The sequence below is a fragment of the Caulobacter sp. GSs2 genome, assembly GCF_058680895.1.
On sequence record NZ_CM178725.1, the window covers coordinates 1,229,876 to 1,255,826 of the forward strand.

Genomic DNA, 25,951 nt, shown 5'->3' on the forward strand with positions numbered 1-25,951 from the left:
ATCCGCCCCCTACGGGGGCGGACGGCTGCGCAGCAGCCCGGTGGGGGCAAGTGGTCGGTTCTAAGAAACCGCGAACTTCAGCAGCTTGACCGCATCGAAGTTCTGCACCCCGCCGCCGACGCGCTTGGTGGTGTAGAACAGCACGTGCGGCTTGGCCGAATAGGGGTCGCGCAGCACGCGCACGCCGGCGCGGTCGGTGATCAGATAGCCCTTCTCGAAGTCGCCAAAGGCCAGCGACAGGCTGCCCGCCGCGACATCGGGCATGGCCTCGATCTCGGTCACCGGATAGCCGAGCAAGCTGGCCGACTGGCCCGGCTGCAGGGCCGCGTTCCAGATGTAGTTGCCTTGGGCGTCTTTGAACTTGCGCACCACGCTGACCGTGCGGCGGTTCATCACGAAGCGGCCGTTCTGGCGGTACTGGGCCTTGGTCGCGTAGATCAGGTCGATCAGCTTGTCGGTCGGATTGGCGGCCGCGAAGCCGCCGGCGACGCCGGTGGCCAGATAGCCCATCTGACCCCAGGTGTAGGACGCGTCCGGCGCGGCGGTATAGGCCAGCAGGCCCTTGGGCTTGTTGACCCCGTCGCCGCTGATGAAGGCCGTGGTCTCTTGGGCGGCGAAGGCGTCCTGCACCTCTTCGGCCAGCCACTCGTCGATGCTGACATAGGCGTCGTCCAGCAGGGCCTGGGTCGCGGCCGGGCTGGCATAGAGTTCGCCGGCCGGGAAATCGATGATGTCGAGCGTGGGCGCCGTGGTCTCGGGCCGGGCCGCGGTCTCGGCCACCCAGGCGGCGGCCAGGCCGGCGGGCGACACCGGCTTGCGGAACACGCCCGCGCCGATGGTGCGCACCTGGCAGATCTCGCGCATCGGGCTGGTGGCCGCCAGGCGACGCAGGATCGAGCGCTCCAGCTCCGGCGGGGCCACATAGCCGCCGGCCGTGGCCACGCCTTCCGACAGGCCCTTGGCCTCCAGCAGCAGAGCCGGGGTCTCGCCGGTCTTGATGTAGCGGTCGAAGGCGGCCTTGCGCTCGTCGACCCGCGCCAGCGGCGGGTCACCGGCCAGTGAAGGCCGCCGGCTGTCGGCCAGCACGCGGTCCAGGCGATCCTGAGCGCGGGAGACGGCCTCGTCGATGCGGCTGACCTTTTCCTCCAGCAGCACGTCGGCCCGCTTGGTCTCGATGGCGGCCAGACGCTGATCGTTGGCGGCCTTGAAGGCCTCGAACGCGGCCAGCACCTCATGCATCATCGCGCCCGGCGAGGCCGGGGCGTGTTTGGTCTCTTTCATGGAGTTCTCCGAAAAAGCCCTTCACCCTTGATGGGGGAAGGGTTTGGGATGGGGGTGACTGCGGCGGTGGCCGGTCACTCCGGGGGTGGGACGGAGGGGCGGCGCCGGACGGGCTCGTCCTGACGCGCTGTCACCCCCATCCCCGCCCTTCCCCCATCGAAGGGGGAAGGGAGTTCAATCGGCGCCGGCCACGGTCAGCCTGGCGCCGGGCAGCATCGGAAAGGTCACCACCGACACCTCCCACAGCTCCACCCGCCCCAGCACCCGCAGGCGCCCTTCCTGCCGCGCCTTCACCTGCCGAAAGCCGATGGACAGGCCGTCCAGCGCGCCGGCCTCGACCAGCGCCGCGACCAGCCGGCCGCGCGGCGTCGCGCGCAGAATGCGGCCACGGACGAACAGCCCCTTGGCGTCCTCGGTGATCTCGTCCCAGACGCCGATCGGCTCGGCGTCGTCGTGCTGGTGCAGCATCTTGACGCCCGCCGCGCCGCTCGCGGCCAGGCTCTCGGCGAAGGCCCCGGCGGCGGTGACGTCGTCATTGAGGTCGCGGGTCCAGAACAGCGAGGCGTAACCCTCGATCTTCAGCGCGTCGCTCATCGGTCGCGCTCCAGCCGGGTTTCGATGCGGGCCAGCGACGCGCGGGCGGCGGTCGCCTGTTCCTCCAGCCGGGCCAGGCGCTCGGCGACGGGGGCCTGGGCGTTGAGGCGGCTCTGCATCTCGTCGATCCGGGCCGAGGCGCGTCCGGCCCACATCAGGGCGGCGGCGGCCTGCAGGGCGACGGCCACGATCAGGGCGACCGAAATCTGGCGGTCCAGCCGCCAGCGGTTGGGGGTGGTCATTTTCTGGGTCCTTTTGGGGACTTGCCCCCTACGGGTCGCTTCGCGACCGTCTTCCCCCGGAGGGGGAAGATGAAACGGGCCCACCTCATCTTCCCCCTGAAAGGGGGAGGACGACCTGCGCAGCAGGTCAGGAGGGGGCCCTGCTGAGTCAGCCGTCCAACCCCGCCAGCCTTCTCCGCTCCTCCGGCGTCAGGAAGCTGGCGGCGTCGAGCCGGGCCCACAGGGCGTCACGTTCGGCGGACAGGGCGGGCACGGCGTCGAGGTCCGGCGCGATCCGGGCATCGGGGAACTTGACCGCCAGCCAGGCCGTCATCGCCCGCGCCGCCCGCTCGACCAGCGGCACCACCGTGTGGCGCCAGAGGGCGGCGTTGGCCTCGCGATAGTTGGCGTAGGTGGCGTCGCCGGGGATGCCCAGCAGCTGGGGCGGCACCCCGAAGGCCAGGGCGATCTCGCGGGCGGCGGCGTGCTTGCCGTCGGTGAAGTCCATCTCGGCCGGGGTCAGCGACATGGCCCGCCAGTCGAGGCCGCCTTCCAGCAGTAGCGGCCGGCCGGCGTTGGCGGCGCCCGAGTGGACCGAGGACAGCTCGGCCTTCAGGCGGTCGAACTGCTCGTCGGAGAGCCGGTCGCCCGCCTCTCGGTTGGAATAGACCAGCGCCCCGGACGGCCTGGCACTGTTGTCCAACAGGGCCTTGTTCCAGGCGCTGGAGGCGTTGTGCACATCGATGGCGAAGGCCGCCGCCTCCAGCGGCGACAGGCCGTAGTGGTCGCTGGTGGGGTTGAACAGCTTCAGGTGCAGCACCGGCAGCCAGCCGTCGGCGTCACGTCCGATCCGGGCCGTGCGGCCGCCGGCCTGGTAGTCATAGGCCAGCGGCCAGCCGCGCGGGCCGGGCGCCAGGGTCATGCGATCGGGACGCAGGGCATAGAGCTCGCCCGGCGCCTCGCCCTCCCCGGCCGCTTCCAGATAGGCGTTGCCGGCCGTCTGCAGGTTGCCGAAGAACGCCTCCATCAGATCGGGGCCGCCTTGTTCGGGATTGGGCGTCTTCAGCAGCTTTTGCAGCGGGTGGTCGGGGGAGCGCTGGCCGCCGTGGAACACGATCAGCGGCGTGGCGGCGGCGGCCTCGGCGATCATCCGCACACAGCGATAGACGACGGGGTTCTTGGCGAAGCCTTCGCTGGCCAGGGCCGCATAGTCGCGCGGCGTCCACTGCGGGCGACCGCCGGTGGTCAGGGCGATCAGGCGGGCGGCGCGGGAGTCTTTGACCTCTCGCTCGGACTGGGGTGGGCGGGGTTTTCGGAACAGGGGCATGGGGGGGCTCGCGGTTGAGAACGAATAGTGAACATGTTAGGGTTGTTTATCGTCACTTGCCCCCTACTGGCCTGCGGCCGTCTTCCCCCGGAGGGGGAAGATGAAGGGCGGCGATCTCATCTTCCCCCTCCGGGGGAAGATGACCGCGAAGCGGTCCGTAGGGGGCAAGTGGAGAACCGGGAAAGAACGTCCAATGCCCCAGCCCAAGCCCACCGTCGCCAACGCACGCCGGCTCCGTAAGGCGATGACACCACCCGAGGTCACACTGTGGTTCGCCTTGCGAAGCGGCGGGCTGGAGGGCTTCAAGTTCAGACGTCAGCACCCGGTCGGACCGTATGTGCTGGACTTTTTCTGTGCGTCAGGCCGGCTGGCCGTAGAAATCGACAGCTACTTCCACTGTATTGACGGGCGGCCAGCGCGCGACGCCGAGCGCGATCGTTGGTTGCTCGGTCAGGGGATCAGAACACTGCGAATTCCGGCCCACGATGTGATGGCGTCGGTGGACGGGGTGCTTGAGAGGATCAGGGGGCATCTGGATCACTTGCCCCCTCCGCGCTGGCGCGCTCCTCCCCCGTAGGGGGAAGATGATCTCGTCTTCCCCCTACGGGGGAGGACGGCTGCGCAGCAGCCAGGAGGGGGCAAGTGTCACAGCGCCCGCAACCTCGGCGCCCTACCCACTCCCAGCATCAACTCACTCACCGCCCAGACCAGCGCATCCGCCCGGTCCGGACTGTGCCCCAGATCGCCCGTCCCCAGCGCCATGAGCTCCTCCTCCAGCGCCGGAAAGGCGCCGCAGTGGATCACCCGACCCTGCTCGTACAGGGCCGCCACCGGTTCGGCGCGGGCGCGTTTGCCCAGCGAGGCGCGGACCAGTTTCACCGCGCAGGGCGGGTCGGCCTGGACCAGCACCGCGCGGACCATGTCGCCGCCCTGATTGGCCTCGGCCACCAGGGCGTGGGCGCCGAACTCGCGGGCGGCCGCCACCGCCCGTCGGGCCCAGCCATTGGGCGACAGGCCCTTGGCCGAGCGGTCGGCCAGCACGAAAGCCCGGCCGTCCAGCTTGCCGACCACGACAATGCCGCAGGCGTCGCCCGTGGCCGTGGCCGGCGGATCAACCGCCACCACCACCCGGTCGAAGGCCGGCGGCGCGGCGCCCCGGCAGCGCGCCAGGTCCTCGGCGCGAAACAGGCCGCCCTCGTCCTCGACGATGACGCCGTCCAGCTCCTGGGCCGCCAGCCGGGTGCCGCCATAGAGCGCCTCCAGGGTAGAGAGAAACGCCGGCGCCAGGTTGTCGGCATTGGCCGCCGTGCCGGCCCGGGTGACCGCGACGCCGGGTTCGGCGATCAGGGTCTTGAGCGCGCGGATCGGCCGGGGCGTGGTGGTGACCACCAGCCGGGGATCATCCCCCAGCCGCAGGCCAAACCGCAACATGGCCAGGGTTTCGGCCGGCTTGGGCCAGGCGCAGAACTCGTCGGCCCAGGCGGCGTGGAACTGCGGGCCGCGCAGGCTGTCGGGATCTTCGGCCGAGAAGGCGTAGGCGACGGCGCCGTTGGGCCAGATCAGTCGCTTGCGGGAGGTTTCCCACCGGGGCGCAAAAGCCGGACCGCTCATGGCCCGCAGACCCGAGGGTCCGTCGACCATCACCTCGCGCACATCGTGCAGGGTGGCGCCGACCAGGGCCAGACTGGGATAGGCCAGAGCCTGCCAGACCATCCAGCGGGCGCCGGCGAAGGTCTTGCCCGCCCCGCGTCCGCCCAGCATCAGCCACGCGGACCAGTCGGTGTGTTCGGGCTGCTGCTGATGCGGCGACGCCCTAGCCAGACAGGCGCTGAGGACCGCCTGCCGGTCCTCGTGGCCTAGGGTCGCGATAGCCTCGATGATAGTCGCATCCCTCGCGGCGCTTGAGCTCGATAAGGTCAGCAACGCCGCTGATCTTGGCGACAAGAGCGGCCTGAAGCTCGGCCGGATCATCGGGAATATCGTCATGCATCGGGGCCTCTTCTTCAGGCGCGGGTTCCGGCTCCGGCTTTGGGGGTTTTCGGGCGACGGGCTTGTCTTCAGGGATCATCACCATGATCGACCGCGTGGTGCGGGCGTGCACGCCATAGGTCTCCGCCTTGCGCTTGGACAGCACGGCGACTGGGACCTCGGTCGCAGCCCTGGTGATCTCCCACTCGCTGTCCATTTCCTTCATGAGCCGGTCCTGGTGCATCTCGCCCCACTCCCGAACTCTCTCGCTTCTTTGGGCCATGACACAAAGATACGGGACCAGCGGGCGCCTCTGATCCAGAGGTGCGAGAAAGTTTCAAAGCATTGATTTCGCTGGATTCGATTCGCTGAACGCAGAGGATGGAGGGCAGCCTATCCCCGTGGTCGGGCCAAACTGATCGTCATTCCCGCCCTTGTGGCGGGAACCCCTGGTTCAGCTGAACCGTGAAGCGCCAGCGAAGTGCGCGCGCACTTCGCCTCTCCCGCACCTGCGGCGGACAGAGGGGTTCCCGCCACAAGGGCGGGAATGACGGACAGGTATATTGGACTCGCCCCACACCAGATGCGGCCCATGAGCTGGGGTGTCTAAAAGGCTAGAGAGCCTGTGGATAACTTTCGAGTGCGGCCGACTTGCCCCCTACGGGCTGCTACGCAGCCGTCTTCCCCCGGAGGGGGAAGATGAAACGCGCCGACCTCATCTTCCCCCTACGGGGGAGGACGACCTGCGAAGCAGGTCAGGAGGGGGCCAGTATCAGCCGCCCCCTACCCCTCTTCCGGCTCGTAATACTCGTCCCCGCGATCGACCATCAGGTCGGTGGCCACGAAGTCCATGGCGTCCTCGGGGTGCTCGAACGACAGCTCGCTGACGGTCTGGTCGCGCACCGAGATGCCCTGCTTGTGGGTGCTGTCGGGGTCACCGGTGACCAGCGGATGCCAGTCGGGCAGGGTCTTGCCCTCGTGCAGGCGGCGATAGGCGCAGGAGGGGGGCATCCACTCCAGCTCCTCGATATTGTAGGGGGTCAGCTTGATGCAGTCGGGCACCGTCTTGCGGCGGTTTGCGTAGTCCTTGCAGCTGCATTTGTGCTCGTCGAACAGCTGGCAGTGCACGCGGGTGGGAATGACCTCGCCGGAATCTTCGTCTTCGAAGCGAACCAGGCAGCAAAGACCGCAGCCGTCGCATAGACTCTCCCACTCGGGGACGGTCATCTGCTGGAGGGACTTCGTCTCCCAGAAAGGTTTGCGCACCATCATGCGCGCGTCCTAAACCGAATTTAGGCTGAGACCAAACAGGGCCGTATCGAAACCGTGAACGACTGGACGCTTCCCCCGTACCGTTTCGAAGAAGGCTCCAAGCCGCCGCAGAAGCCGGAGGTGTCGTTTGGCGCGCCTCCGCCTCCCCCGCCGGAAGACCCGTTCGCGCCCAAGCCGCCGCCCGAACCCGAACCCGAAGAACCCTTCCGCGCCGATCTGGCCCACCTCAAGGCCGGCAAAAAGGCCAAACGCTTTGGCTGGGTCTGGAAGACCCTGCTGGTCGGGGTGCTGCTGGGCGTTCTGACCGTGGCCGGCGGGGCCGGCTATGTGTGGTGGAAGTATCTGCGCGACACGCCAAAGCTGCCCACCCGCGAGGCCCTGTTCGCCGTCAACCGCGCCCCGGGCATCCGCTTTGAGGACAAGAACGGCCAGGTGATCGCCACGCGCGGTCCGCGCTATGGTCAGCGCATCACCCTGGCCACCGTGCCCAACTATGTGCCCCTGGCCTTCATGGCCGCCGAGGACCGCCGGTTCTACCAGCACGGCCCGATCGACCTGCGCGGCATCGGCCGGGCGGCGCTCGTCAACTGGAAGGCCGGCCGCACGGTCCAGGGCGCCTCCACCCTCAGCCAGCAACTGGCCAAGGGCCTGTTCCTGACGCCTGACCGCACGGTCAAGCGCAAGCTGCAGGAAATGGTCATGGCCCGCGAGCTGGAGAAGGTGCTGACCAAGGACGAGGTGCTGGAACTGTACCTCAACCGCGTGTTCTTCGGGGCCAACACCTTTGGCGTCGACGGAGCCAGCCGCACCTATTTCGGCAAGCCGGCCAGTCAGCTGACCCTGTCGGAAGCCGCCCTGCTCGCCTCCCTGCCCAAGGCGCCGTCGCGCCTGGCCCTGACCCGCGACATGAGCGGGGCCCTGGCCCGTTCGCGGCTGGTCCTGGCCAATATGCGCAAGGAGGGCTGGATCACCGCCGAGCAGGAAAGCCGGGCGCTGGATGACACCCCGCGCCTGTCGCCGCTTGCCGTGCAGGACGAGGGCAATTACGGCTGGGTTCTGGACTACGCCACCAGCGAGGCCGTGCGCATCGCCGGCCAGAACGCGCCCGATCTGGTGGTTCGCCTGACCATCGACCCCCTGCTGCAGAAGCTGGGTTCGGAGACCGTGCGCCAGGCCATCGCCTTTGACGGCGAGCGGGCCGGGGCCGGACAGGCGGCCCTGCTGTCGCTGTCGGCCGACGGCGCCATCCGGGCCATGGTCGGCGGGACCGACTATATCGAGAGCCCCTTCAACCGGGCGGTCCAGGCGCGTCGCCAGCCGGGCTCGACCTTCAAGCCGTTCATCTATGCCGCCGCCCTCGACAAGGGGGTTTTGCCCACCGATATCCGCGTCGACGCCCCGGTGAAGTTTGGCGACTGGGCGCCGGAAAACTATGCCGGCGGCTATCGCGGTCCGATGACTGTGGAACAGGCCCTGGTCAATTCCACCAACACCATCGCCGTGAAACTGGGCCAGGAAGCCGGCGGTCCGGCGATCGGCGAACTGGTCCGGCGCTTTGGCATCACCACCCTGCCGCCCAGCCCCGACCTGTCGGTGGCGCTGGGCTCGTATGAAGTCAGCCTGCTGCAGCTGACCTCGGCTTTCCAGGTGTTCCAGCAGGGCGGCAACCGGCTTGAGCCCTATGTGATCGAGAGCATCGTCACCCAGGGCGGGGCTCCGGTTTTCGCCCGTCAGCCCCAGCCGACGCCGCTGGCCGTCTATGACCTCGCCCGGGCCTCGATGATGGTCAAGATGATGAAAAAGGTCGTCACCGAAGGCACCGCCAAACGCGCCGCCTTCGGCCGTCCGGCGGCCGGCAAGACCGGCACCAGCCAGAACTGGCGAGACGCCTGGTTCGTGGGCTTCACCCCCGACTATGTCACCGGCGTCTGGGTGGGCAATGACAACGACAAGCCGATGAACAAGGTGGTCGGCGGCGATATTCCGGCCAGCATCTGGCGGCGGTTCATGATGACCGCCCACCAGAACCTTGCCGTGCGCGACTTCCCGTGGCTGTTGCCCGATCCGACCCCGGAGAGCGAGCCTGACCCGCGCAACGGCTACTACGAGACCCTGGCGGCGGAGTTTGGCCGGGTCGCGGCGGAGCTGGACGCGGTGGCCAATCCGCCCGCCGAGCCGACGCAGCCGGGACCCGAGGATCTGCCTTACTAGAGCCCGGTCGACGCAACGGCGCCCTCGACATCCAGCCCTGCCGCCGCCACCTTCCCCCGGTGACCTTGGGGAGACCAGACCATGACCGACCAGACCCTTGCCGGCCGCACCGTGCTGGTGACCGGCGCCTCATCGGGCATCGGCGCCCATCTGGCCCTGGCGGCTGCGCGGGCCGGCGCGAAGGTGGCCCTGGCGGCTCGGCGCACCGACCGTCTGGCGGACCTGGTCGACCAGATCCAGGCGGCCGGCGGCCAGGCCCTGGCCGTGGCCATGGATGTCGAGGACGAGGCCTCGGTGATCGCCGCCTATGACGCCGTCGAGGCGGAGCTGGGGATCGTCGATTCCGTGATCGCCAATGCCGGGATCAGCATGCAGGGTTCGGCCCTCGATATCGCCATCGACGACTTCGACAAGGTGCTGGCGGTCAATACCCGCGGCATGTTCCTGACCGCCCGTGAAGGCGCCCGGCGGATGATCGCGGCGGGCTCTGCGGACAGCGGGCGCGGCCGGGTGCTGCTGGTCGCTTCGATCGGGGCGCACAAGGTGTTGCCGGGCCTGACGGCCTATTGCACGTCCAAGGCCGGCACGGCGATGATGGGCAAGAGCCTAGCCCGCGAGTGGGCGCGCAAGGGCATCAATGTCAACGTCCTGTGCCCAGGCTATATCCGCACCGAGCTCAACAGCGACTGGTTCGACCAGGAGGGCGGCCAGAAGCTGATCGCCGGCTTCCCGCGCAAGCGCCTGATGGCCGAGAGCGACCTGGCGCCCATGGCCCTGCACCTGTGCGCCGACGCCTCCGCCACGATCACCGGCGGGGTGTTCACGGTGGATGACGGCCAGTCGCTGTAGCGCCCTGCCGGGGGTTCGATCAGGTTTCGACCGGATCGGATCATCATGACCGCTAAAGGCCCTGGACGGGCTTGACGAACCGGGCGCGGGTCGTCGTCATCGACGGCCCGATCGTCGCGCGCCTCGCGCCCTCAGAATGGTATGGCATGGCTTCTGATCCCGACAAGGCCGGCGCACGGATCACCGCCTTCTCGCAGGGCGCGATCATGCTGCCGGCCCGGCCCGAACCGATCCCGGTGGATCCCAGGACCACCGCCGTGATCGTCATCGACATGCAGAACGCCTATGCCTCGCCCGGCGGCTATCTGGACCTGGCCGGGTTCGACATCAGCGGCGCGGCGGCCGTGATCACGCAGATCCAGGGCGTCCTGCCGGTGGCCCGCGCGGCCGGCATGCAGGTGATCTATTTCCAGAACGGCTGGGACGACCAGTATGTTGAGGCCGGCGGCCCCGGCTCGCCCAACTGGTGGAAGTCCAATGCCTTAAAGACCATGCGCGCCCGGCCCGAGCTGCAGGGCAAGCTGCTGGCGCGCGGCCAGTGGGACTATGAGCTGGTCGACGCCCTGACGCCCGAACCCGGCGACATCCGCCTGCACAAGACCCGCTACAGCGGCTTCTTCAACAGCCAGCTGGACAGCGTGCTGCGGGCGCGCGGCATCCGGCATCTGGTGTTCGTCGGCATCGCGACCAACGTGTGCGTGGAGTCGACCCTGAGGGACGGCTTCATGCTGGAATATTTCGGCACGGTGCTGGAGGACGCCACCCACCAGGCGGGCCCCGACTTCGTGCAGAAGGCGGCGCTGTTCAATATCGAGACCTTCTTCGGGTGGGTCTCGACGACGGCGGATTTCAAGGGGGCGTTCGGACAGTTGGCGCCGTCCGCATAACCTCCGCTCTCCCCGGCGAAGGCCGGGGCCCAGATCGAACCCACGAGAGCTTGAAACGACGGACAGGCCGCAAGGCGCGAACACCCCAAAGGCCCAGGATGAATCTGGGTCCCGGCATTCGCCGGGAAGAGCGGGTTTAGAGAGCTAGAGGACAAGAAAAATGCCCAAGACCGTCATCATCCCGCCCGGCACGGGCACGCCCATCGCCCCCTTCTCGCCCGGAACCCTGGCCGACGGCGTCGTCTATGTCTCGGGCACCCTGGCCTTCGACAAGGACAACAATGTCGCCCATGTCGGCGACGCCGAGGCCCAGACCCGGCAGGTGCTGGAGACCATCAAGTCGGTCATCGAGACCGCCGGCGGCACGATGGAGGACGTGACCATGAACCACATCTTCCTCAAGGACTGGGCCGACTATCAGACCATCAACAAGGTCTATGCCGAGTACTTCCCCGGCGAGAAACCGGCCCGCTACTGCATCCAGTGCGGCCTGGTGCGGTCCGATTTCCTGGTCGAGATCGCCAGCGTCGCCCACATCGGCAAGCGCTAAGCCGCATGACCTCAGGAACCGTCGACGGCCTGCACTATGAACTGCACGGCGGCCCCGTGGCCGGGCGCACGGCCGTGCTGCTGTCCTCGGGCCTGGGTGGCTCCGGGGCCTTCTGGGCGCCGCAGATGGCGGCCCTGACGGCGAAGTATCCAGTCGTCCTCTACGACCACCGGGGCACGGGCCGCAGCGTGCGGGAGCTGACCCAGCCGCACTCGGTGCAGGCCATGGCCGACGACATCGTCAAGGTGATGGACGCCCTGGGCCTGGCCCGCACCCATGTCGTGGGTCACGCGGCCGGCGGCAATGCGGGGCTAGCCCTGGCGCTGTCGCACCCCGATCGGCTGGCCAAGCTGGCGGTGGTCAATGGCTGGTCGCGACCCGATCCGCATATCCAGCGCTGTTTCGACACCCGCATCCACCTGCTGAACGACAGCGGCGTCCAGGCCTATGTCCACGCCCAGCCGATCTTCCTCTATCCGGCCAGTTGGCTGTCGGAGAACCATGAGCGGCTGCAGGCCGAGGAGCCGCACCACGTCGCCAGCTTCCCGCCCAGGGACGTGGTGCTGGCCCGCATCCAGGCCCTGCTGGCGTTCGACATCGACGACCGGCTGGGCGAGATCCTCCACCCCGTGCTGGTCAGCGCCAGCGCCGATGACATGCTGGTTCCGGTCGGCTGCTCCATGCGCCTGGCCGAGGGCCTGCCCAACGCCCAGCTGGAGGTCGCGCCCTGGGGCGGGCACGGGTTCACGGTGACCGATCCGGAGACGTTCAATGCGGCCTTGCTGGGCTTTCTGGAGGGGGACGAATGATCACTTTTCTTCGCTCTCCCCGGCGAAGGCCGGGGCCCAGATCGAACCCGCGGCGCTTCAGAAGCTGATCGGTCGGAAAGCGCGAACACCCCAAACACTCAGGATGAATCTGGGCCCCGGCCTTCGCCGGGGAGAGCGGATTTAGAGAACCTAAACAGGACACACCCCCATGCAGGTCGGCGTCTTCATTCCCATCGGCAACAACGGCTGGCTCATCTCGGAGACCTCGCCGCAGTACATGCCCAGCTTTGAGCTGAACAAGACCATCGTCCAGAAGGCCGAGACCTATGGTTTCGACTTCGCGCTCTCGATGATCAAGCTGCGCGGGTTCGGGGGCAAGACGCAGTTCTGGGAGCACAATCTCGAGAGCTTTACCCTGATGGCGGGCCTGGCGGCCGTGACGTCGAAGATCAAGATCTTCGCCACCGTCGCCACCCTGACCATCCCGCCGGCCATCGCAGCGCGGATGGCCTCGACCATCGACTCCATCGCCCCGGGGCGGTTTGGCCTGAACCTGGTGACCGGCTGGCAGAAGGCCGAATACAGCCAGATGGGCCTGTGGCCAGGCGAGGCGCACTATACCGACCGCTACAACTACCTGGCCGAATACACGACCGTGCTGAAGGATCTGCTGGAGACCGGCGTCTCGGACTTCAAGGGCAAGTACTTCCAGATGGACGACTGCCGGGTCAGCCCTCACCCCAAGGAAACCAAGCTGATCTGCGCCGGCTCATCGAACGAGGGCCTGGCCTTCACGGCGCAATATGCCGACTACAGCTTTGCCCTGGGCAAGGGCACCAACACGCCCACCGCCTTCGGCTCGGTCAATGACCGCCTGAAGGCCGCCGCCGACAAGACCGGCCGCGACGTGGCCAGCTTCATCCTGTTCATGATCATCGCCGACGAGACCGATGAGAAGGCCATGGCGAAATGGCAGCTCTATCGCGACGGCGCCGACCAGGAGGCCCTGGCCTGGCTGACCCAGCAGGCGGCCCCCAATGCGGCGGCCGGCGCGACCACCAACACCGCCCAGCTGGCGGCCCCGGAGTCGGCCGTGAACCTCAACATGGGCACCCTGGTGGGGTCCTATGAGAGCGTGGCGCGGATGCTGGACGAGGTGGCGGCGGTGCCGGGCACGGCCGGGGTGCTGCTGACCTTCGATGATTTCGTCGAGGGGGTGGAGAACTTCGGGACGAAGATCCAGCCGCTGATGACGTCGAGGAAAGTTTAGCCGGGACACTCGCCCCCACCTGGCCTCTGCGCGGCCGTCCGCCCCCGTAGGGGGCGGATGAGATCATCTTCCCCCTCCGGGGGAGGAGCGCCGAAGGCGCGGAGGGGGCAAGTGGTCGCCCCCTCCGCCCTCGATCAATCCACCGCCAGCATGCCCAGCAGCTGCAGTCGGAACGTCATCACGCTGCCGGCCGGGATCGGCCCGACATCGCGGTCGCCATAGCCCAGCTCGGGCGGCACATAGAGCACCCACTCGTCGCCGACCTTCATCATCGGCAGGGCTTCCAGCCAGGCCTGGACCAGACCGTCCAGCGGCATGATCGCCGACTGCTTGCGCTCAAACGAGCTGTCGAACACCGTGCCGTCCAGCAGCTTGCCTTCGTAATGCACCTTGATGATGTCGCCGGTCTTGGGCGATGGGCCGGTTTTGGGGCCCGAGGTTAGGATCTTGTACTGCAGGCCCGACGGCAGAACGACCACGCCGGGCGCCTTGGCGTTGGTCGCCAGGAAGGCCTGACCGGCCGTCTGGGCGGCCGTCGCGCTGGCCGGCGGCGCGGCCGCGAGCGTCTGGGCGCAGGCCATTCCGCCCACGGCCAGAGTCAAACCAAGGGTCAAACAGGCAAAACGAAGCATTCGGGGTCCTGACCAAGAATCTTTTTTGGAACGGCAGACTAGGGGCTTTCCCCGGCGACGCAACCTTTTCACGCAAGGCAAAGTCTATAAAAATCAATAACTTGATCAAAGTTTTCATTGATCAGGCGAGTTCGCTGAACAAGTCCGACAGCCTTTCACGGCCACTTGTCGAGATTGTGACCGCTATTAACCAAGCATTAAGATGTTTTTTAGGCCACGGTTGCCCTCTTCAAAAGCCATTCGGCAAGAGAGGGAGGTACGACATGCCCAGACACACCGGCGCCTGCGCCGCCCAACGCCACTGGTGGCAACGCTATCCGATGTTCGCCCTGGCCGCCGGCTGGGTGGTGATCGGCGCGGTCATGATCGGCGGCGTTTCTCAGCTGCCCATCTAGCGGCTCAACCTAAACCCTCGATATCTCGCTGTGTGGCAGACGCCGCACTCCTCCCCTGTCGCACGCGGCAGGACAAGGGCGGCTGAGCGCTGCTCCCCGTCGCCAAGCGCACCGGACGAGACTGAAGGGCCCAGGCAGCGACGGCAGGCGGCGCACAGGCCGGCCTCAGCCCCGGACCGGGCGGCCGGTCCTGGCCTTTGCAAAGATGATCTGGCGCAAGGTCAGGTTCGACGCGTTGTAACAGGGTCCAGTTCGACCTCTGGAGCAACCGGGACGCCCCATGGCGCGTGATGACCTCAGCGGACTGACAACGGCGCAGGCTGGCCAACGGCTGGCTGAGGTCGGCCCCAACGCCCTGCCCCAGGCCTCGGGCCGTGGCCTGGCCAGGATCGTGCTGGAGACCCTGCGCGAGCCGATGTTCCTGCTGCTGATCGGGGCGGCGGGCCTCTATCTGGTGCTGGGCGACCTGGGCGAAGGCCTGTTCCTGATGGCCGGGGCGATCGCCACCATCGGACTGGTCGTCCTGCAGGAGACCCGAAGCGAGAACGCGCTGTCGGCCCTGCGCGACCTGTCCCAGCCCCAGGCCCGGGTGATGCGCGACGGGGTCGAGGTCCGGCTGGCCGCGCGCGATCTGGTTCCCGGCGACATCGTGCTGGTCGGCGAGGGCGAACGCCTGCCCGCCGACGGCGCCCTGGTGGCCGGCGACGTGCTGAGCGTCGATGAGTCGGCGCTGACCGGCGAATCCGCCCCGGTCTCGAAGCGCCCCCTGGCGGAGGGCGAAGCCGCCGACGCCGAGACCCAGCCCGGCGCCGAGACTGGCCCCTATCTGTTCTCGGGCACGCTGGTGGTTCGCGGCCAGGCCGTGGCGCGGATCGCCAGGACCGGCCCCCGCACGGCGCTGGGCAAGATCGGCGTCTCACTGGCGGCCATCGTGCAGGAGCCCACCCCGCTGCAGAAGACGGCGGGACGGCTGGTGGCCCTCCTTGGCGTGTTCGCCATCGCCTTCTGCGTCGTCGTGGCGGTGGCCTATGGGCTGCTGCGCCAGGACTGGGTGGGCGGCGTTCTGGCCGGCATCACGGTCGCCATCGCCCTGATCCCCGAAGAGTTTCCCATGGTGCTGGCCGTCTTCCTGGCCCTGGGGGCCGGACGCCTGGCCCGGCACAAGGTGCTGGTGCGGCGTAGCGCGGTGATCGAGGCCCTGGGCGGCGCCTCGTTCCTGTGCGTCGACAAGACCGGCACCCTGACCGAGAACCGCATGCGCGTGGCCCGCCTGTGGACTCAGGGCGAAGACCACCTGATCGAAGGGGACGCACCGCCTGCCGGGGCGGCGCTGACCCTGCTGCAGGCCGCCGGACTGGCCTGCGCCGTCCATCCGGTCGACCCGATGGACAAGGCTGTGCGGGCGCTACTGGGGCCCTCGCAGTCCCCCTCACCCGACACCCCGGCCGAACCGGAGCGGACCTGGCCCCTGCGCGCCGAGATGATGGCGATGATCCAGGCCTGGCGCGGCCCCGGGGATCGGTGGCGCGCCGCCGCCAAGGGCGCGCCGGAGGCGATCTTCCGGCTGTGCGGCCTGGCCGATGATGAGGTGGTCCGCCTGACGGGCGTGGTCGAGCACCTCGCCGTCCAGGGCCTGCGCGTACTGGGCGTGGCGACCTGCCAGACCCAGACGGCCTTTCCCGACGATCCGGAGGACGCGCCGTTCGCGTTCGCGGGGCTGATCGGTTTCCTCGACCCCATCCGCCCCGATGTCCCGGCGGCGCTGAAACAGGCGCGGGAGGCGGGCATTTCGGTGCTCATGATCACGGGTGATCACCCCGCGACCGCCCTGGCCATCGCCGAGGCCGCGGGTCTGGACACCTCCGGCGGGGTCCTGCTGGGCGACGAGCTTGCCGCGCTCGACGACCCTGCCCTCGCCGAACGTCTTCGCCAGACGCGGATCTTCGCCCGCATCATCCCCGAGCAGAAGCTGCGCATCGTCCAGGCCCTGAAAGCGGATGGCCAGGTGGTGGCCATGACCGGCGACGGGGTCAATGACGCCCCGGCCCTGGAGGCGGCGCATATCGGCATCGCCATGGGGCAGAAGGGCACGGACGTTGCGCGCGAGGCCGCCGATCTGGTCATTCTCGACGACAGCTTCGCCTCGATCGTGGGCGGCGTGCGGCTGGGACGACGGATCTTCAACAACCTGCGCAAGGCGCTGGTCTATATCACCGCCATCCACGTGCCGATCGCCGGGGTGGCGCTGATCCCGATCGTCATGGGCCTGCCGCCCCTGCTGTATCCGATGCACGTGGTGTTTCTGGAACTGGTGATCGATCCGGTCTGCGCGATGGTGTTCGAGGCTGAGCCGGGCGGCGCCGAAGCGATGAAGCACCCGCCCAGACGCCCTGAAGAGCCGCTGTTTGGACCCCGCCAGCTGGGCCTGGCCCTACTGCAGGGGGCCGGCGTGCTGGCCGGGGTCCTGGGGATCTATCTGTGGGCGCTGGACCATCATCCGGAAAATCAGGCCCGGGGCGCGGCCTTCCTGACCCTGGTGGCCGGCAACCTGATCCTGGCCCTGGCCGACGCCTCCTCGACCGGCGGCCGCCTGTTCGCGCCGCATCGGCGAATCTACTGGATCATCGCTTCGGCGGCGTCCGGGGTGCTGGCCCTGATCTTCGCCGTGCCGGCCCTGGACACCATTTTCAAGGTCGCGCCGCCGACGCCCGGCCTGCTGGCCAGCGCCCTGCTGGTCGCCCTGATCAGCGGCGGCTGGTTCGGACTGGCCCGCAAGCTGGGTCGCCGCCCGGCGCCCGCCGCCGGGGTCAGCTGAGGCCGCCCCGCACCCTCACCTGCGGCGTTCCGGCGGTCATCCGCCCAACCACCCGGCCGGCGGCGAACCCCGCGTCCAGCACCTTGCGCAGGACCGCGTCGGCGGCCTCCGGCGCCACGGCGATCAGCAGGCCGCCGCTGGTCTGCGGGTCAGCCAGCAGATCGCGGCGCCAGTCTGGCGCGCCGGCGGGCATCTCAACCGCCGCGCCATAGCTGGCCCAGTTGCGCACCGCCGCCCCGGTGCGCACCCCGGCCTGGGCCAGGGCGGCGACCTGCGGCAGCAGAACGGGCGCGTCGGCGTCCAGCTCTGCGGCCAGCCCGGCGCCCCGGCACATTTCCAGCAGGTGACCCAGCAGGCCAAAGCCCGTGACATCGGTGACGGCATGGACGCCTGCCACCTCGCCCAGCCCAGCCCCGACCGTGTTGAGCTGGGTGGTGGTGGCGATCAGGGCGCGGTAGCCCTCGTCGGAAAGGCGCTGTTGCTTGAACGCCGCGCTCAGCACGCCCACGCCCAAGGCCTTGGTCAGGATCAGCACGTCGCCGGCCCGCGCGCCCCGGTTTGACAGCACGCGATCGGGATGGACCAGGCCCAGGGCGACCAGGCCATAGATCGGCTCGACGCTGTCGATCGAGTGCCCTCCGGCGATCGGCACGCCCGCCGCCGCGCAGACCGAGGCCCCGCCGGCCAGGATCGCGCCGATGGTCTCGGTCGAAAGCCTGTCGATCGGCATGCCGACGATGGCCAGGGCGAAGATCGGCGTGGCCCCCATGGCGTAGACGTCCGACAGGGCGTTGGTCGCGGCGATGCGGCCAAAGTCATGGGGATCGTCGACCACGGGCATGAAGAAGTCGGTGGTGGCCACCAGGGCCTGCTGGTCGTTCAGCCGCCAGACGGCGGCGTCGTCCGAGGTCTCGGTCCCGACCATCAGGTTGGGAAACATCCCGGCGGCTGGAGACTGGGCCAGGATCTCGCGCAGCACCGCCGGAGACAGCTTGCAGCCGCATCCGCCGCCATGGGCCAGCGAGGTCAGTCGAACGGGGTCGGACACGGGTTCTGGCAACGGGTGGCTCCTGGACGATCGCCCCCATCCTCGGGGCGAGTCTGCTCGGGGGACCTTACGATTCCCCGACGCCTCGCGCATAGTCGCGACCACGAAAAGCGGCGATGGCGAGATCCGGCAGCATGACGACCGACCTGTGGCGAAACCCCGAGCGGACATGAAGCCGCTTCAGGTCCTGACATCCGCCGACCCCGCCGCCCTGGCGGCCTTCGACCAGATCATCGATGTGCGCAGCCCCGGCGAATTCGCCCAGGATCACCTGCCCGGAGCGATAAACCTGCCGGTGCTCGATGACGCCCAGCGCGCCGAGGTGGGGACGATCTATGTCCAGGAGTCGCGGCTGCGCGCCAACCGCATCGGCGCGGCCCATGTGGCCCGCAATATCGCCCATCACCTGGAAACCACGCTGGCCGACCAGCCCGAGGGCTTCAGGCCTCTGGTCTATTGCTGGCGCGGCGGCCAGAGGTCCAACGCCATGGCCACCATCCTGCAGCGGGTGGGCTGGCAGACCGCCGTGCTGGACGGCGGATACCGGACCTATCGCCGCTGGGTTCAGGCCCGGCTGTATGACGCGCCCTGCGATCTGGACCTGATCCTGCTGGATGGCGACACGGGCTCGGCCAAGACCGCGATCCTCGCCGCCCTGGCGCAGCGCGGCGTTCAGGTCGTCGACCTGGAGGGCCTGGCCTGCCACCGCGGCTCGCTGTTCGGCGCCCTGTCGGGACAGCCCCAGCCCGACCAGAAGGGCTTCGAGAGCCAGCTGCTCGCAGCGTTCGACGCGCTGGATCCGACCCGCCCGGTGGTGGTGGAGGCGGAGTCGAGCAAGATCGGCAACCGGGTCCTGCCGCCGATGCTGTGGGCGGCCATGCGCAAGGCGCCGCGCATCGAGGTCACCGCCCCCCTGCCGGAACGCGCCCGCTATCTGGTCGAGACCTATGGTGACATCACCGCCCGGCGCGAGGCCCTGCTGGCGATCCTGGAACGTCTGCCGATCCATCCCAGCCTGAGGCGGCTGACAGCCTGGCGCGAAATGGTGGACCAGGGCGCCTTCACCGATTTGGCCGAAGCCCTGATGGCCGCCCACTACGACCTGGCCTATGCGCGGGAGCGGCGAAAGTCCGATCAGCCGACCCTGGCCAGCATCGCCCTGGACCGTCTGGACCCCGCCACGCTGGATCTCGCCGCGACCAGGATCCTAGAGGCGATCGCGGCGTCCAGGCGCTGATCCCATCGCGCGGTTTCCTCGCCCAGCCGTAGGTCCGCACGGCTGACAGGCAGGGCGCGTCCGGGATGCCGAAGCGGGGTCAGCGCCGCGCCTTGCGGCCGTCAGCACGCATTTTCGCTGGTCACGAGGCCACATCACCGCTAACCGGCCGGTATGATCCAACCTCACCTCTCCGGCGGCTATATCCTGGAAGAGCTTGTCGTCGGGATGGTCGCCGAGAAGCTCGTGACCGTCACCGAAGAGCGCATCCAGCGGTTTGCCGAGGCCTCGGACGACTTCAATCCCGTGCACATGGACGAGGCCTTCGCGTCTCGGACCGCCTATCGCGGGCGCATCGCCCATGGCCTGCTGTCGGCCTCGTTCGGCTCGGCCGTGGTCGGCACCATCCTGCCAGGCGCCGGCGCGATCTATCTGGGCCAGACCCTGGCGTTCCACCGGCCGGTGCGCATCGGCGACGTCGTGACGGCCCGGGTCACGGTCTCGGCCATCGACGAGGCCAGCGCACGCGTCGTGCTGCGCTGCGCGGCCTATGTCGGCGATGACCTGATCATGGATGGCGAGGCCACTGTCCGCGTGCCCCGCCGGCGCCGCCCGCCCAAGGCCTGATCACAAGGCCTGACCTGGTCGCTGCGGGCTCATGCCGCCTCGAAAGCGACACGGAAACGGTGCTATAGCCCCGCTCTCGTTCCGCACTAGCCGAAGACCGCCTTGCGCCCGATCAGAACCGCCCTTCTCGCCGCCTCCGCCCTGCTGGCGGCCTCGATCCTCGCCGGCTGCGCGACGGAAACCCACCAGACGGTCTATATCCCCGTGGTCGCGCCCACCCCGCCCAGCTCGCTGACGCCGCAGCCGGTGGTGCTGTTCAACCAGACCAAGGCCGGCCGCAAGCTGTTCACCCTGGACGCCGAGTTCCCCTATTGCGACGTCGAGACCGGCAAGGTCATCGTCGTGCCGCGCTGGTACGTCACCGACTTCGCCAGCGTGCCCTGGTACGGCCAGGGCTTTGTCGATCCGCAGGGTCCGACCGCCCGCGCCGCCATCGTCCATGACTGGCTGTACGCCGTGGGCGAGCCGGGCAAGCGCGAAGAGGCCGACGCCATCTTCCACCGCGCCATGCTGCGCTATGGCGTCACGCCCTTCCAGGCCAACATCGCCTATCAGGCCGTGCGGGCCGGCGGCGAGAAGGGCTATGGCCTGCCCGGCGACTGGTGGTTCATCGATCCCAAGCGCCAGGAACTGCGCCAGCCGCCGCCCTTCCCCAGGCCGCGCACCGGCGCGGTCAGGATCATGCCGCGCTGCGTGGGCTTTGGCCCCCTGATCCAGTCCGGCTGGCGCGCCTATCCGATCAAGGCGCCCACCGTCTATATCCCGCCGCCTGTCGTGGTGACCAAGACGCCTCTGGATCAGGTCAAGCAGAACCTGCCCTGGGGCGGCGACAAGAAGAAATAACGCCGGTCGGCGACCTTGGGTTTAAACCCGAAGCAGCCTTTAATTCACGTTACACTTGCCTTTGACTGGAATCAGTTGACCAAGTGGTCTTGAGGGATATTCGAAACGGATTGCTCAAGATGGTATTGCGTCACGCTCTCATTATCGAAGACGAGATCCTGATCGCCATGGAGGTCGAAGCTCTGCTTCGCGAGCAGGGTTTCACCTCGGTCGATGTCGCCGACAACGCACAAGAGGCCCTCGATCTGGCCCTGCGCCGCAAGCCCGACCTGATCACCGCCGACTATCGCATCGTGGGCGGCACCGGCGAGGACGCGGTCCGCTCGATCCTGGCCCATCTCGGTCCCATCCCGGTGGTCTATGTGACCGGCAATGCCTGCTCGCTTTCGGCCGGCAGCACCAATCCGGTAGTGGAAAAGCCCGTCTCGCCGACGCGTCTGGCGCGAGCCTGTCAGGTGGCGATCCAGACGGCGGCTTGAGGCGCCGCGCCCCTCAATCTTCGAGAGAGGGACTTCAGCACGCCGCCGTCGGCGCGCCATACCGCGCATGCACCACCTTGGGCGCCGCAGCCCCGGCCAGCTGGATGACCGTCATCTGGTCGTACTCGCAGTCGCTCGGCGCCTGAGCGGCCGTGTCCCCCAGAGCCCTGGCGATGTTGGCGACGGTGTTGCTGTGGCCGACGATCAGGACTGTGGCGTCGGCCGGCGCCGTGCGGGCCTGATCGGCGAGGCGCTGGGCGTGGGCCGCATCGCCGCCGTCGAAGGGCACAGGAACCACCGCCACACCGGCGGCCTGGGCCGTGGGCTGAGCCGTCTGCTGGGTGCGCTTGAGCGGGGTGGCCAGCACCATGGCGACGCGGGCGCCGCCCAGAGCCTGGGCCAGAGCCTGGGCGCGGGCCTGACCGGCCGCTGACAGGTCGGGATCGCCATTGGGCGCGACCTTCTCGCCGTGGCGGACGATCACCACCGTCTGGGCCAGGGCCGAGGAGGCGAACAGGACGGGTGCGAGGGCGACGGCGATGAGGCGACGGATCATGCCCCGACCCTAGCGGCGGGCGCCGGGAACAACAACCAGCCGGCGGCGGCCCGCGCCGACGCGGCTTTCATGATTGATCTTACAAGCCTCATGGGGTCATCTGACCAATGATGCGTACCCTGATCCAGACCCTGAGCGCCGTGGCGCTGACCGCCGCGCTCTGCGCTTTTCCCGCCGCCGCCGAGGAGATCCCCCGCCTGGCGCCCCAGGGCGATGCGACCCAGCTGCTGGTCGACGGCAAGCCGTTCCTGATCCTGGGCGGAGAGCTGGGCAACTCCACCGCCTCCAGCCTGCCCTACCTGGAAAAGCAGTGGCCCACCCTGAAGGCCCTGGGCCTCAACACCGTGCTGGCCCCGGTGCAATGGGACCAGATCGAGCCGGTCGAGGGGCGCTTCGACTTCACGGTGATCGACGGCGTGATCGCCCAGGCCCGCGCCCATGACACCCGGCTGGTGCTGCTGTGGTTCGGGGCGTGGAAGAACAGCATGTCGACCTATACGCCGGCCTGGGTGAAGCGCGACGGCAAGCGCTTCCCGCTGGCGCGCTCGGCCGAGGGCAAGGTCCAGGAAATCCTGTCGCCCGCCGGCCCGGCCACCCTGGCCGCCGACGCCAAAGCCTTCGCGGCCCTGATGACGCACCTGAAGGCGGTGGATGGCGACCGGCGCACGGTGATCATGATCCAGGTCGAGAACGAGATCGGCATGCTGCCCTCGGCCCGCGATCACTCGCCGCTGGCCGAAGCGGAGTTCAGGAAACCCGTGCCCGCCACCGTTCTGAAAGCGCTTGGAAAGACGGAGGGGGGCAAGATCGGCTCGGGCAGCTGGGAGCAGGTGTTCGGCAAGAGCGACGCGACCGACGAGCTGTGGCAGGCCTGGTCGTTCGGGCGCTTTGTCGAGAGACTGGCCAGCGCAGGTCAAAAGGCCTACCCGCTGCCGATGTACGTCAACGCCGCGCTGAACAAGCCCGGCGTCGCCCCCGGCGGTTATCCCAGCGCCGGCCCCCTGCCCCACCTGTATGAGGTCTGGAAGGCGGCGGCGCCGTCGGTGTTCCAGGCGCCCGATATCTACTACCCCGACTTCAGCCACTGGGCGGCGCAATACGACCGGCCGGGCAATCCGCTGTTCCTTCCCGAGGCCGACCGGGCCGGCAAGGTCGAGGCCCCGGCCAACGCCTTCTGGGCGATCGGCGAGCACGACGCGATCGGCTTCTCGCCGTTTTCCATCGAGAACGTGGCCGATCCAGCCGGCAATCCGCTGGCCGGCGCCTACGCCCTGCTGCGCGAACTGACCCCGACGATCCTGGCCCATCAGGGCAAGGGCGTGATGCGCGGCTTCCGTCCGCCGGTCAGCTTCGACGGCGTGGTCAATGAGACGCCCCAAACGGTGACGATGGGCGACTGGACGATAAAGGTGTCGTTCGTCGATCCCTGGACGCCGAAGGACAAGCAGACCTTTGCGGCGCATGGCGGTCTCATGATCCGGCTGTCGGATGACGAGTTTCTGGTGGCCGGCTCGGGGATCACCCTGACGTTTGGCGAAGGCGTCGGGCTGGAGAAGGTGGTCGAGGGCCGGTTTGTCGACGGCGCCTGGGTCGCAGGCCGCTGGCTCAACGGCGACGAGACGCACCAGGGCCGGCATGTGCGGCTGGAGCCCGGCCGGTTCCAGGCGCAGCGGGTGAAGCTTTATCGGTACTGAGACGGCCGGCTCAGCACGCCCCCTCCGTCACGTCGCCTCCCATTCCTTTGCTTGGGGGCGGCGCCGCGCCACCTCCCCCGCACGCTTCGCTACGGGGCAGGAGAAGAACAGCATCACCCTCCTGCCCCGTGAAACGGGGGAGGTGGCGCGATGCGAATACGCATCGTGACGGAGGGGGCGTTCGGCGCCAAACTCAACCTATGAGGTCTAAAAAAGACACCCACACCAAAGCCAAGGCCCTGCGCAAGGTCATGACGCCGCCAGAGGCCCTCCTCTGGTCGCGCCTGAGATCACGCCAACCCGGCGGCCCATGCATTCGGCGTCAACATGCGGTAGGGCCCTACATCGCCGACTTCTACTGCTCCGACGCGCGCCTGGTGATTGAGATCGACGGCTGGTGTCACAACATGGGCGACCAGCCGGAGCACGACGTTCGGCGCGATGCCTGGATGGCGGCTCGAGGACTAACCGTGGTGCGTTATCCGGCCTCCGAGGTGCTCGCGGACCCCATCGGCGTGGCCGATGGAATCTGGGATACCTGTATCGACCTGATGCGACGACGGCCGGCTCAGAACGCCCCCTCCGTCACGGCGCTTCGCGCCGCGCCACCTCCCCCGCAAGCGGGGCAGGAGTAGAGCTACTTCACTTGCCGTTCGCATACACCCCAAACATCGCCCCGACGAACCCGCCGGCCTTCTTCGTCGACAGCATCGTCCCGTCCGCCCCGGCCTTCAGAACCTTCCAGTCTCCCGGCTTCACGGCATAGGCGAAGTCATACTCCCCGCCCCGCGCGGTGATCTTCAGCTCCACCGGACCGGCCGGAAGCGGCGCCTCGGCGACCACCACGCCGTCGACGGGTTCTCCCGCACCGGCCCTGCGCTCCAGTCGTAGGACCGGCTTGCCGCCAGAGCGCACCACGCCCAGGAAGTAGAAGAATTCGTCGCTCTGCAGCGCCGTCAGGCCCGCGCGGTCACCGTCGGCGGTCGGCGCGAAATCCACCGTCACCTGGGCGGTGGCGTTGATGTGCTGCTGGCGGCGGCCCCAGAATGAGGGCTGGTCGGTCAGCTTGTCGGGGCGGGTCTGCAGGGTCAGGGCGCCCTGGCCCACGCTCCACCAGCGCTCGGTGGGGATGCGGAGGGTCATCCAGTTCAGCGGCAACTCAGGACCGGCGAAGGTCTCGGCCGCCCTGAACGCCCCGGCGGTGGGCGGCGGCAGGGCCTTGGGCGCGGGCAGGTTCGGCGCGGTCGCCACATAGGGGATGGTCTTGCCGTTCTCCAGGATCACCGGCCAGCCGTCCTTCCACTCGACCGGCAGCAGGAAGGTCTCGCGGCCGGTATTGTAGAGGTCGTCGCCATAGGGCCGCACGGCCAGGAAGGTAGCCCACCACTGGCCATCGGGGGTGTCGACGATGTCGGCGTGCCCGGCCGAGGTGATCGGCAGCATGCGATCCTTGGGCAGACCGCGCTGGGTCAGGATCGGGTTGTTGGCATAGGGCGTATAGGGGCCGGTGACGCTCCTGGACCGCAGGGCGACCTGGCTGTGCCCCTCGGCCGTGCCGCCCTCGGCGGCGGTCAGATAGTACCAGCCGTCCTTCTTGAGGATGTGCGGGCCCTCGGGCCAGATCGGCTTGGTCGAGGGATCGACGCCCTTGTCCAGCAGCACGGTCCTCGGGCCGATCATCACCTGGGCCTTGGGATCGTATTCCTGGATCCAGATGGCGCGATGGCCGGAATATTCGACCGGTCCAGGCGGCCCGTCATTGTTGACGATCCAGGCGCGGCCGTCATCATCGAAGAACAGCGAGGTGTCGATGCCGCCCACGCCGGGCAGCCACACCGGATCCGACCACGGCCCCTTCGGGTCCTTCGCCGTGATCAGGAAATTGCCCTGGCAGTCGACGCAGGTGTTGAGGATGTAGAATGTGCCCTCATGCTCCTCGATGGCCGGCGCGAACACGGCGCGCGACAGGCCCAGGCGCTTGAAGTCCAGCATGCCGAGCCGGTCGATGGCGTTGCCGATCTGCTCCCAGTGAACCAGGTCGGTCGAGTGCCAGACCGGCAAGCCGGGGAACCAGGCGAAGGTCGAGTTGACCAGGTAGTAGTCGCCGCCCACCCGCGTGATGCTGGGGTCGGGGTAGAAGCCCTTGAGGATCGGATTGCGGTACTGGCCGGGGGCCAGGGCGACCTGCGCATCGACGGGGTCGGCGCCGTCATAGGTGAAGTTGCGGAACTCCGCCTGGCCAGGTTTGGGCGCGGCGTGGGCGGCGGTTGCGGCCAGGGCCAGGGCGAGCGCGGTCAGGGTCGGGCGGATCATTGAAGAGCTCCACTAGTTGTCACTTGCCCCCTCCGCGCTGCGCGCTCCTCCCCCGGAGGGGGAAGATGAGAGCGTCTTCCCCCTCCGGGGGAGGACGACCGCGATAGCGGTCAGGAGGGGGCGTGCGGCGTCG

25 protein-coding genes and 1 pseudogene are annotated in these 25,951 nt (G+C 68.5%); 15 read left to right on the forward strand and 11 right to left on the reverse strand.

What is annotated here, in order from left to right:
- Positions 1-60 precede the first annotated feature (60 nt).
- The 4 genes and pseudogenes from ACW17Z_RS06055 to ACW17Z_RS06070 all read right to left on the reverse strand — a co-directional run.
- Entirely contained in the window at positions 61-1,281 is a 1,221-nt protein-coding gene (locus tag ACW17Z_RS06055; RefSeq protein ID WP_492057992.1) for a phage major capsid protein, read from the reverse strand.
- A 174-nt stretch (positions 1,282-1,455) separates the two neighbouring features.
- On the reverse strand, positions 1,456-1,875 hold the full coding sequence (locus ACW17Z_RS06060) for an HK97 family phage prohead protease (RefSeq protein WP_492057993.1): 420 nt from the start codon (positions 1,873-1,875) through the stop codon (positions 1,456-1,458).
- A complete protein-coding gene (locus ACW17Z_RS06065) occupies positions 1,872-2,117 on the reverse strand; it encodes a hypothetical protein (protein ID WP_492057994.1) in 246 nt (81 codons plus the stop codon). Before ACW17Z_RS06065 ends, ACW17Z_RS06060 begins: the two co-directional genes overlap by 4 nt.
- A gap of 148 nt (positions 2,118-2,265) precedes the next feature.
- A pseudogene (locus ACW17Z_RS06070) lies at positions 2,266-3,469 on the reverse strand (phage portal protein); the annotation flags it as partial.
- Positions 3,470-3,616: 147 nt separating this feature from the next.
- On the opposite strand from ACW17Z_RS06070, the gene ACW17Z_RS06075 reads away from it, so the two are divergent.
- Positions 3,617-4,000: an endonuclease domain-containing protein gene (locus ACW17Z_RS06075; RefSeq protein ID WP_492057995.1), complete on the forward strand. Its 384-nt coding sequence runs from the start codon at positions 3,617-3,619 to the stop codon at positions 3,998-4,000.
- A 68-nt stretch (positions 4,001-4,068) separates the two neighbouring features.
- On the opposite strand, the gene ACW17Z_RS06080 is transcribed toward ACW17Z_RS06075, so the two are convergent.
- The 3 genes from ACW17Z_RS06080 to ACW17Z_RS06090 form a co-directional block, all read right to left on the reverse strand.
- Complete coding sequence (locus ACW17Z_RS06080; RefSeq protein WP_492057996.1) at positions 4,069-5,184, reverse strand: DNA-packaging protein; 1,116 nt, start codon at positions 5,182-5,184, stop codon at positions 4,069-4,071.
- 52 nt (positions 5,185-5,236) lie between these two features.
- Positions 5,237-5,617, reverse strand: a complete 381-nt coding sequence (locus tag ACW17Z_RS06085; RefSeq protein ID WP_492057997.1) for a hypothetical protein — start codon at positions 5,615-5,617, stop codon at positions 5,237-5,239.
- Between the two features lie 557 nt (positions 5,618-6,174).
- On the reverse strand, positions 6,175-6,663 hold the full coding sequence (locus ACW17Z_RS06090; RefSeq protein WP_492057998.1) for a YcgN family cysteine cluster protein: 489 nt from the start codon (positions 6,661-6,663) through the stop codon (positions 6,175-6,177).
- 54 nt (positions 6,664-6,717) lie between these two features.
- Here ACW17Z_RS06090 and pbpC point away from each other — a divergent pair, with 54 nt between their 5' ends.
- From pbpC to rutA, 6 genes are all read left to right on the forward strand, one after another.
- Positions 6,718-8,874: a multimodular transpeptidase-transglycosylase PbpC gene (gene pbpC, locus ACW17Z_RS06095; protein ID WP_492057999.1), complete on the forward strand. Its 2,157-nt coding sequence runs from the start codon at positions 6,718-6,720 to the stop codon at positions 8,872-8,874.
- Between the two features lie 81 nt (positions 8,875-8,955).
- Positions 8,956-9,723, forward strand: a complete 768-nt coding sequence (locus ACW17Z_RS06100) for an SDR family NAD(P)-dependent oxidoreductase (RefSeq protein ID WP_492058000.1) — start codon at positions 8,956-8,958, stop codon at positions 9,721-9,723.
- Positions 9,724-9,869: 146 nt separating this feature from the next.
- Positions 9,870-10,610, forward strand: coding sequence for a pyrimidine utilization protein B (gene rutB, locus ACW17Z_RS06105; RefSeq protein WP_419318041.1), 741 nt, complete (start codon positions 9,870-9,872; stop codon positions 10,608-10,610).
- A 160-nt stretch (positions 10,611-10,770) separates the two neighbouring features.
- On the forward strand, positions 10,771-11,160 hold the full coding sequence (rutC, locus tag ACW17Z_RS06110; protein WP_492058001.1) for a pyrimidine utilization protein C: 390 nt from the start codon (positions 10,771-10,773) through the stop codon (positions 11,158-11,160).
- Positions 11,161-11,165: 5 nt separating this feature from the next.
- Positions 11,166-11,969, forward strand: coding sequence for a pyrimidine utilization protein D (gene rutD / locus ACW17Z_RS06115; protein ID WP_492058002.1), 804 nt, complete (start codon positions 11,166-11,168; stop codon positions 11,967-11,969).
- A gap of 169 nt (positions 11,970-12,138) precedes the next feature.
- Positions 12,139-13,200, forward strand: a complete 1,062-nt coding sequence (gene rutA, locus ACW17Z_RS06120) for a pyrimidine utilization protein A (RefSeq protein WP_492058003.1) — start codon at positions 12,139-12,141, stop codon at positions 13,198-13,200.
- Positions 13,201-13,334: 134 nt separating this feature from the next.
- Here the strand turns inward: rutA and ACW17Z_RS06125 are convergent, their stop codons facing one another.
- Positions 13,335-13,832 carry an FKBP-type peptidyl-prolyl cis-trans isomerase gene (locus tag ACW17Z_RS06125; RefSeq protein WP_492058004.1) on the reverse strand — a complete coding sequence of 166 codons (498 nt, stop codon included), beginning with the start codon at positions 13,830-13,832 and terminating at the stop codon, positions 13,335-13,337.
- A 263-nt stretch (positions 13,833-14,095) separates the two neighbouring features.
- Between ACW17Z_RS06125 and ACW17Z_RS06130 the strand changes: the two genes are divergently transcribed.
- Both ACW17Z_RS06130 and ACW17Z_RS06135 read left to right on the forward strand, forming a co-directional pair.
- A complete protein-coding gene (locus tag ACW17Z_RS06130; protein ID WP_419252164.1) occupies positions 14,096-14,227 on the forward strand; it encodes a hypothetical protein in 132 nt (43 codons plus the stop codon).
- Positions 14,228-14,507: 280 nt separating this feature from the next.
- Complete coding sequence (locus tag ACW17Z_RS06135) at positions 14,508-17,042, forward strand: cation-translocating P-type ATPase (protein ID WP_492058005.1); 2,535 nt, start codon at positions 14,508-14,510, stop codon at positions 17,040-17,042.
- Here ACW17Z_RS06135 and selD read toward each other — a convergent pair.
- Positions 17,035-18,102: a selenide, water dikinase SelD gene (gene selD, locus ACW17Z_RS06140; protein WP_492058006.1), complete on the reverse strand. Its 1,068-nt coding sequence runs from the start codon at positions 18,100-18,102 to the stop codon at positions 17,035-17,037. The genes ACW17Z_RS06135 and selD overlap by 8 nt on opposite strands.
- Before the next feature lie 157 nt (positions 18,103-18,259).
- On the opposite strand from selD, the gene mnmH reads away from it, so the two are divergent.
- From mnmH to ACW17Z_RS06160, 4 genes are all read left to right on the forward strand, one after another.
- Positions 18,260-19,327 (forward strand): tRNA 2-selenouridine(34) synthase MnmH, encoded by a 1,068-nt coding sequence (mnmH, locus tag ACW17Z_RS06145; RefSeq protein ID WP_492058007.1) that lies wholly within the window; start codon positions 18,260-18,262, stop codon positions 19,325-19,327.
- A 153-nt stretch (positions 19,328-19,480) separates the two neighbouring features.
- Positions 19,481-19,933: a MaoC family dehydratase gene (locus tag ACW17Z_RS06150; RefSeq protein WP_419318056.1), complete on the forward strand. Its 453-nt coding sequence runs from the start codon at positions 19,481-19,483 to the stop codon at positions 19,931-19,933.
- A gap of 102 nt (positions 19,934-20,035) precedes the next feature.
- The gene (locus tag ACW17Z_RS06155; RefSeq protein WP_419318057.1) at positions 20,036-20,776 is read left to right on the forward strand and encodes a DUF1353 domain-containing protein; all 741 of its coding nucleotides are present in this window, start codon (positions 20,036-20,038) and stop codon (positions 20,774-20,776) included.
- Between the two features lie 119 nt (positions 20,777-20,895).
- A complete protein-coding gene (locus ACW17Z_RS06160) occupies positions 20,896-21,255 on the forward strand; it encodes a response regulator (protein ID WP_492058008.1) in 360 nt (119 codons plus the stop codon).
- Between the two features lie 34 nt (positions 21,256-21,289).
- On the opposite strand, the gene ACW17Z_RS06165 is transcribed toward ACW17Z_RS06160, so the two are convergent.
- On the reverse strand, positions 21,290-21,811 hold the full coding sequence (locus tag ACW17Z_RS06165; protein WP_492058009.1) for a histidine phosphatase family protein: 522 nt from the start codon (positions 21,809-21,811) through the stop codon (positions 21,290-21,292).
- Between the two features lie 110 nt (positions 21,812-21,921).
- Here ACW17Z_RS06165 and ACW17Z_RS06170 point away from each other — a divergent pair, with 110 nt between their 5' ends.
- Both ACW17Z_RS06170 and ACW17Z_RS06175 read left to right on the forward strand, forming a co-directional pair.
- Positions 21,922-23,505, forward strand: a complete 1,584-nt coding sequence (locus ACW17Z_RS06170) for a GH35 family beta-galactosidase (protein WP_492058010.1) — start codon at positions 21,922-21,924, stop codon at positions 23,503-23,505.
- A gap of 200 nt (positions 23,506-23,705) precedes the next feature.
- Positions 23,706-24,140 (forward strand): endonuclease domain-containing protein, encoded by a 435-nt coding sequence (locus ACW17Z_RS06175; protein ID WP_492058011.1) that lies wholly within the window; start codon positions 23,706-23,708, stop codon positions 24,138-24,140.
- A gap of 7 nt (positions 24,141-24,147) precedes the next feature.
- Here ACW17Z_RS06175 and ACW17Z_RS06180 read toward each other — a convergent pair whose 3' ends face one another.
- Complete coding sequence (locus ACW17Z_RS06180; protein WP_492058012.1) at positions 24,148-25,818, reverse strand: glycoside hydrolase family 43 protein; 1,671 nt, start codon at positions 25,816-25,818, stop codon at positions 24,148-24,150.
- Positions 25,819-25,951: the final 133 nt, after the last annotated feature.

Bases quoted from the DNA above. Each gene is read 5' to 3' on its own strand.
- ACW17Z_RS06150 (WP_419318056.1), top strand. From the start codon at position 19,481: ATGATCCAACCTCACCTCTCCGGCGGCTATATCCTGGAAGAGCTTGTC.
- ACW17Z_RS06125 (WP_492058004.1), bottom strand. From the start codon at position 13,832: ATGCTTCGTTTTGCCTGTTTGACCCTTGGTTTGACTCTGGCCGTGGGC.
- ACW17Z_RS06135 (WP_492058005.1), top strand. From the start codon at position 14,508: ATGGCGCGTGATGACCTCAGCGGACTGACAACGGCGCAGGCTGGCCAA.
- ACW17Z_RS06180 (WP_492058012.1), bottom strand. From the start codon at position 25,818: ATGATCCGCCCGACCCTGACCGCGCTCGCCCTGGCCCTGGCCGCAACC.
- rutB (WP_419318041.1), top strand. From the start codon at position 9,870: ATGGCTTCTGATCCCGACAAGGCCGGCGCACGGATCACCGCCTTCTCG.
- ACW17Z_RS06055 (WP_492057992.1), bottom strand. From the start codon at position 1,281: ATGAAAGAGACCAAACACGCCCCGGCCTCGCCGGGCGCGATGATGCAT.
- ACW17Z_RS06090 (WP_492057998.1), bottom strand. From the start codon at position 6,663: ATGATGGTGCGCAAACCTTTCTGGGAGACGAAGTCCCTCCAGCAGATG.
- ACW17Z_RS06130 (WP_419252164.1), top strand. From the start codon at position 14,096: ATGCCCAGACACACCGGCGCCTGCGCCGCCCAACGCCACTGGTGGCAA.
- ACW17Z_RS06075 (WP_492057995.1), top strand. From the start codon at position 3,617: ATGCCCCAGCCCAAGCCCACCGTCGCCAACGCACGCCGGCTCCGTAAG.
- ACW17Z_RS06160 (WP_492058008.1), top strand. From the start codon at position 20,896: ATGGTATTGCGTCACGCTCTCATTATCGAAGACGAGATCCTGATCGCC.
- ACW17Z_RS06100 (WP_492058000.1), top strand. From the start codon at position 8,956: ATGACCGACCAGACCCTTGCCGGCCGCACCGTGCTGGTGACCGGCGCC.
- ACW17Z_RS06080 (WP_492057996.1), bottom strand. From the start codon at position 5,184: ATGCTGGGCGGACGCGGGGCGGGCAAGACCTTCGCCGGCGCCCGCTGG.
- mnmH (WP_492058007.1), top strand. From the start codon at position 18,260: ATGAAGCCGCTTCAGGTCCTGACATCCGCCGACCCCGCCGCCCTGGCG.
- rutA (WP_492058003.1), top strand. From the start codon at position 12,139: ATGCAGGTCGGCGTCTTCATTCCCATCGGCAACAACGGCTGGCTCATC.
- ACW17Z_RS06060 (WP_492057993.1), bottom strand. From the start codon at position 1,875: ATGAGCGACGCGCTGAAGATCGAGGGTTACGCCTCGCTGTTCTGGACC.
- ACW17Z_RS06175 (WP_492058011.1), top strand. From the start codon at position 23,706: ATGAGGTCTAAAAAAGACACCCACACCAAAGCCAAGGCCCTGCGCAAG.
- ACW17Z_RS06085 (WP_492057997.1), bottom strand. From the start codon at position 5,617: ATGAAGGAAATGGACAGCGAGTGGGAGATCACCAGGGCTGCGACCGAG.
- ACW17Z_RS06170 (WP_492058010.1), top strand. From the start codon at position 21,922: ATGCGTACCCTGATCCAGACCCTGAGCGCCGTGGCGCTGACCGCCGCG.
- ACW17Z_RS06065 (WP_492057994.1), bottom strand. From the start codon at position 2,117: ATGACCACCCCCAACCGCTGGCGGCTGGACCGCCAGATTTCGGTCGCC.
- rutC (WP_492058001.1), top strand. From the start codon at position 10,771: ATGCCCAAGACCGTCATCATCCCGCCCGGCACGGGCACGCCCATCGCC.
- ACW17Z_RS06165 (WP_492058009.1), bottom strand. From the start codon at position 21,811: ATGATCCGTCGCCTCATCGCCGTCGCCCTCGCACCCGTCCTGTTCGCC.
- rutD (WP_492058002.1), top strand. From the start codon at position 11,166: ATGACCTCAGGAACCGTCGACGGCCTGCACTATGAACTGCACGGCGGC.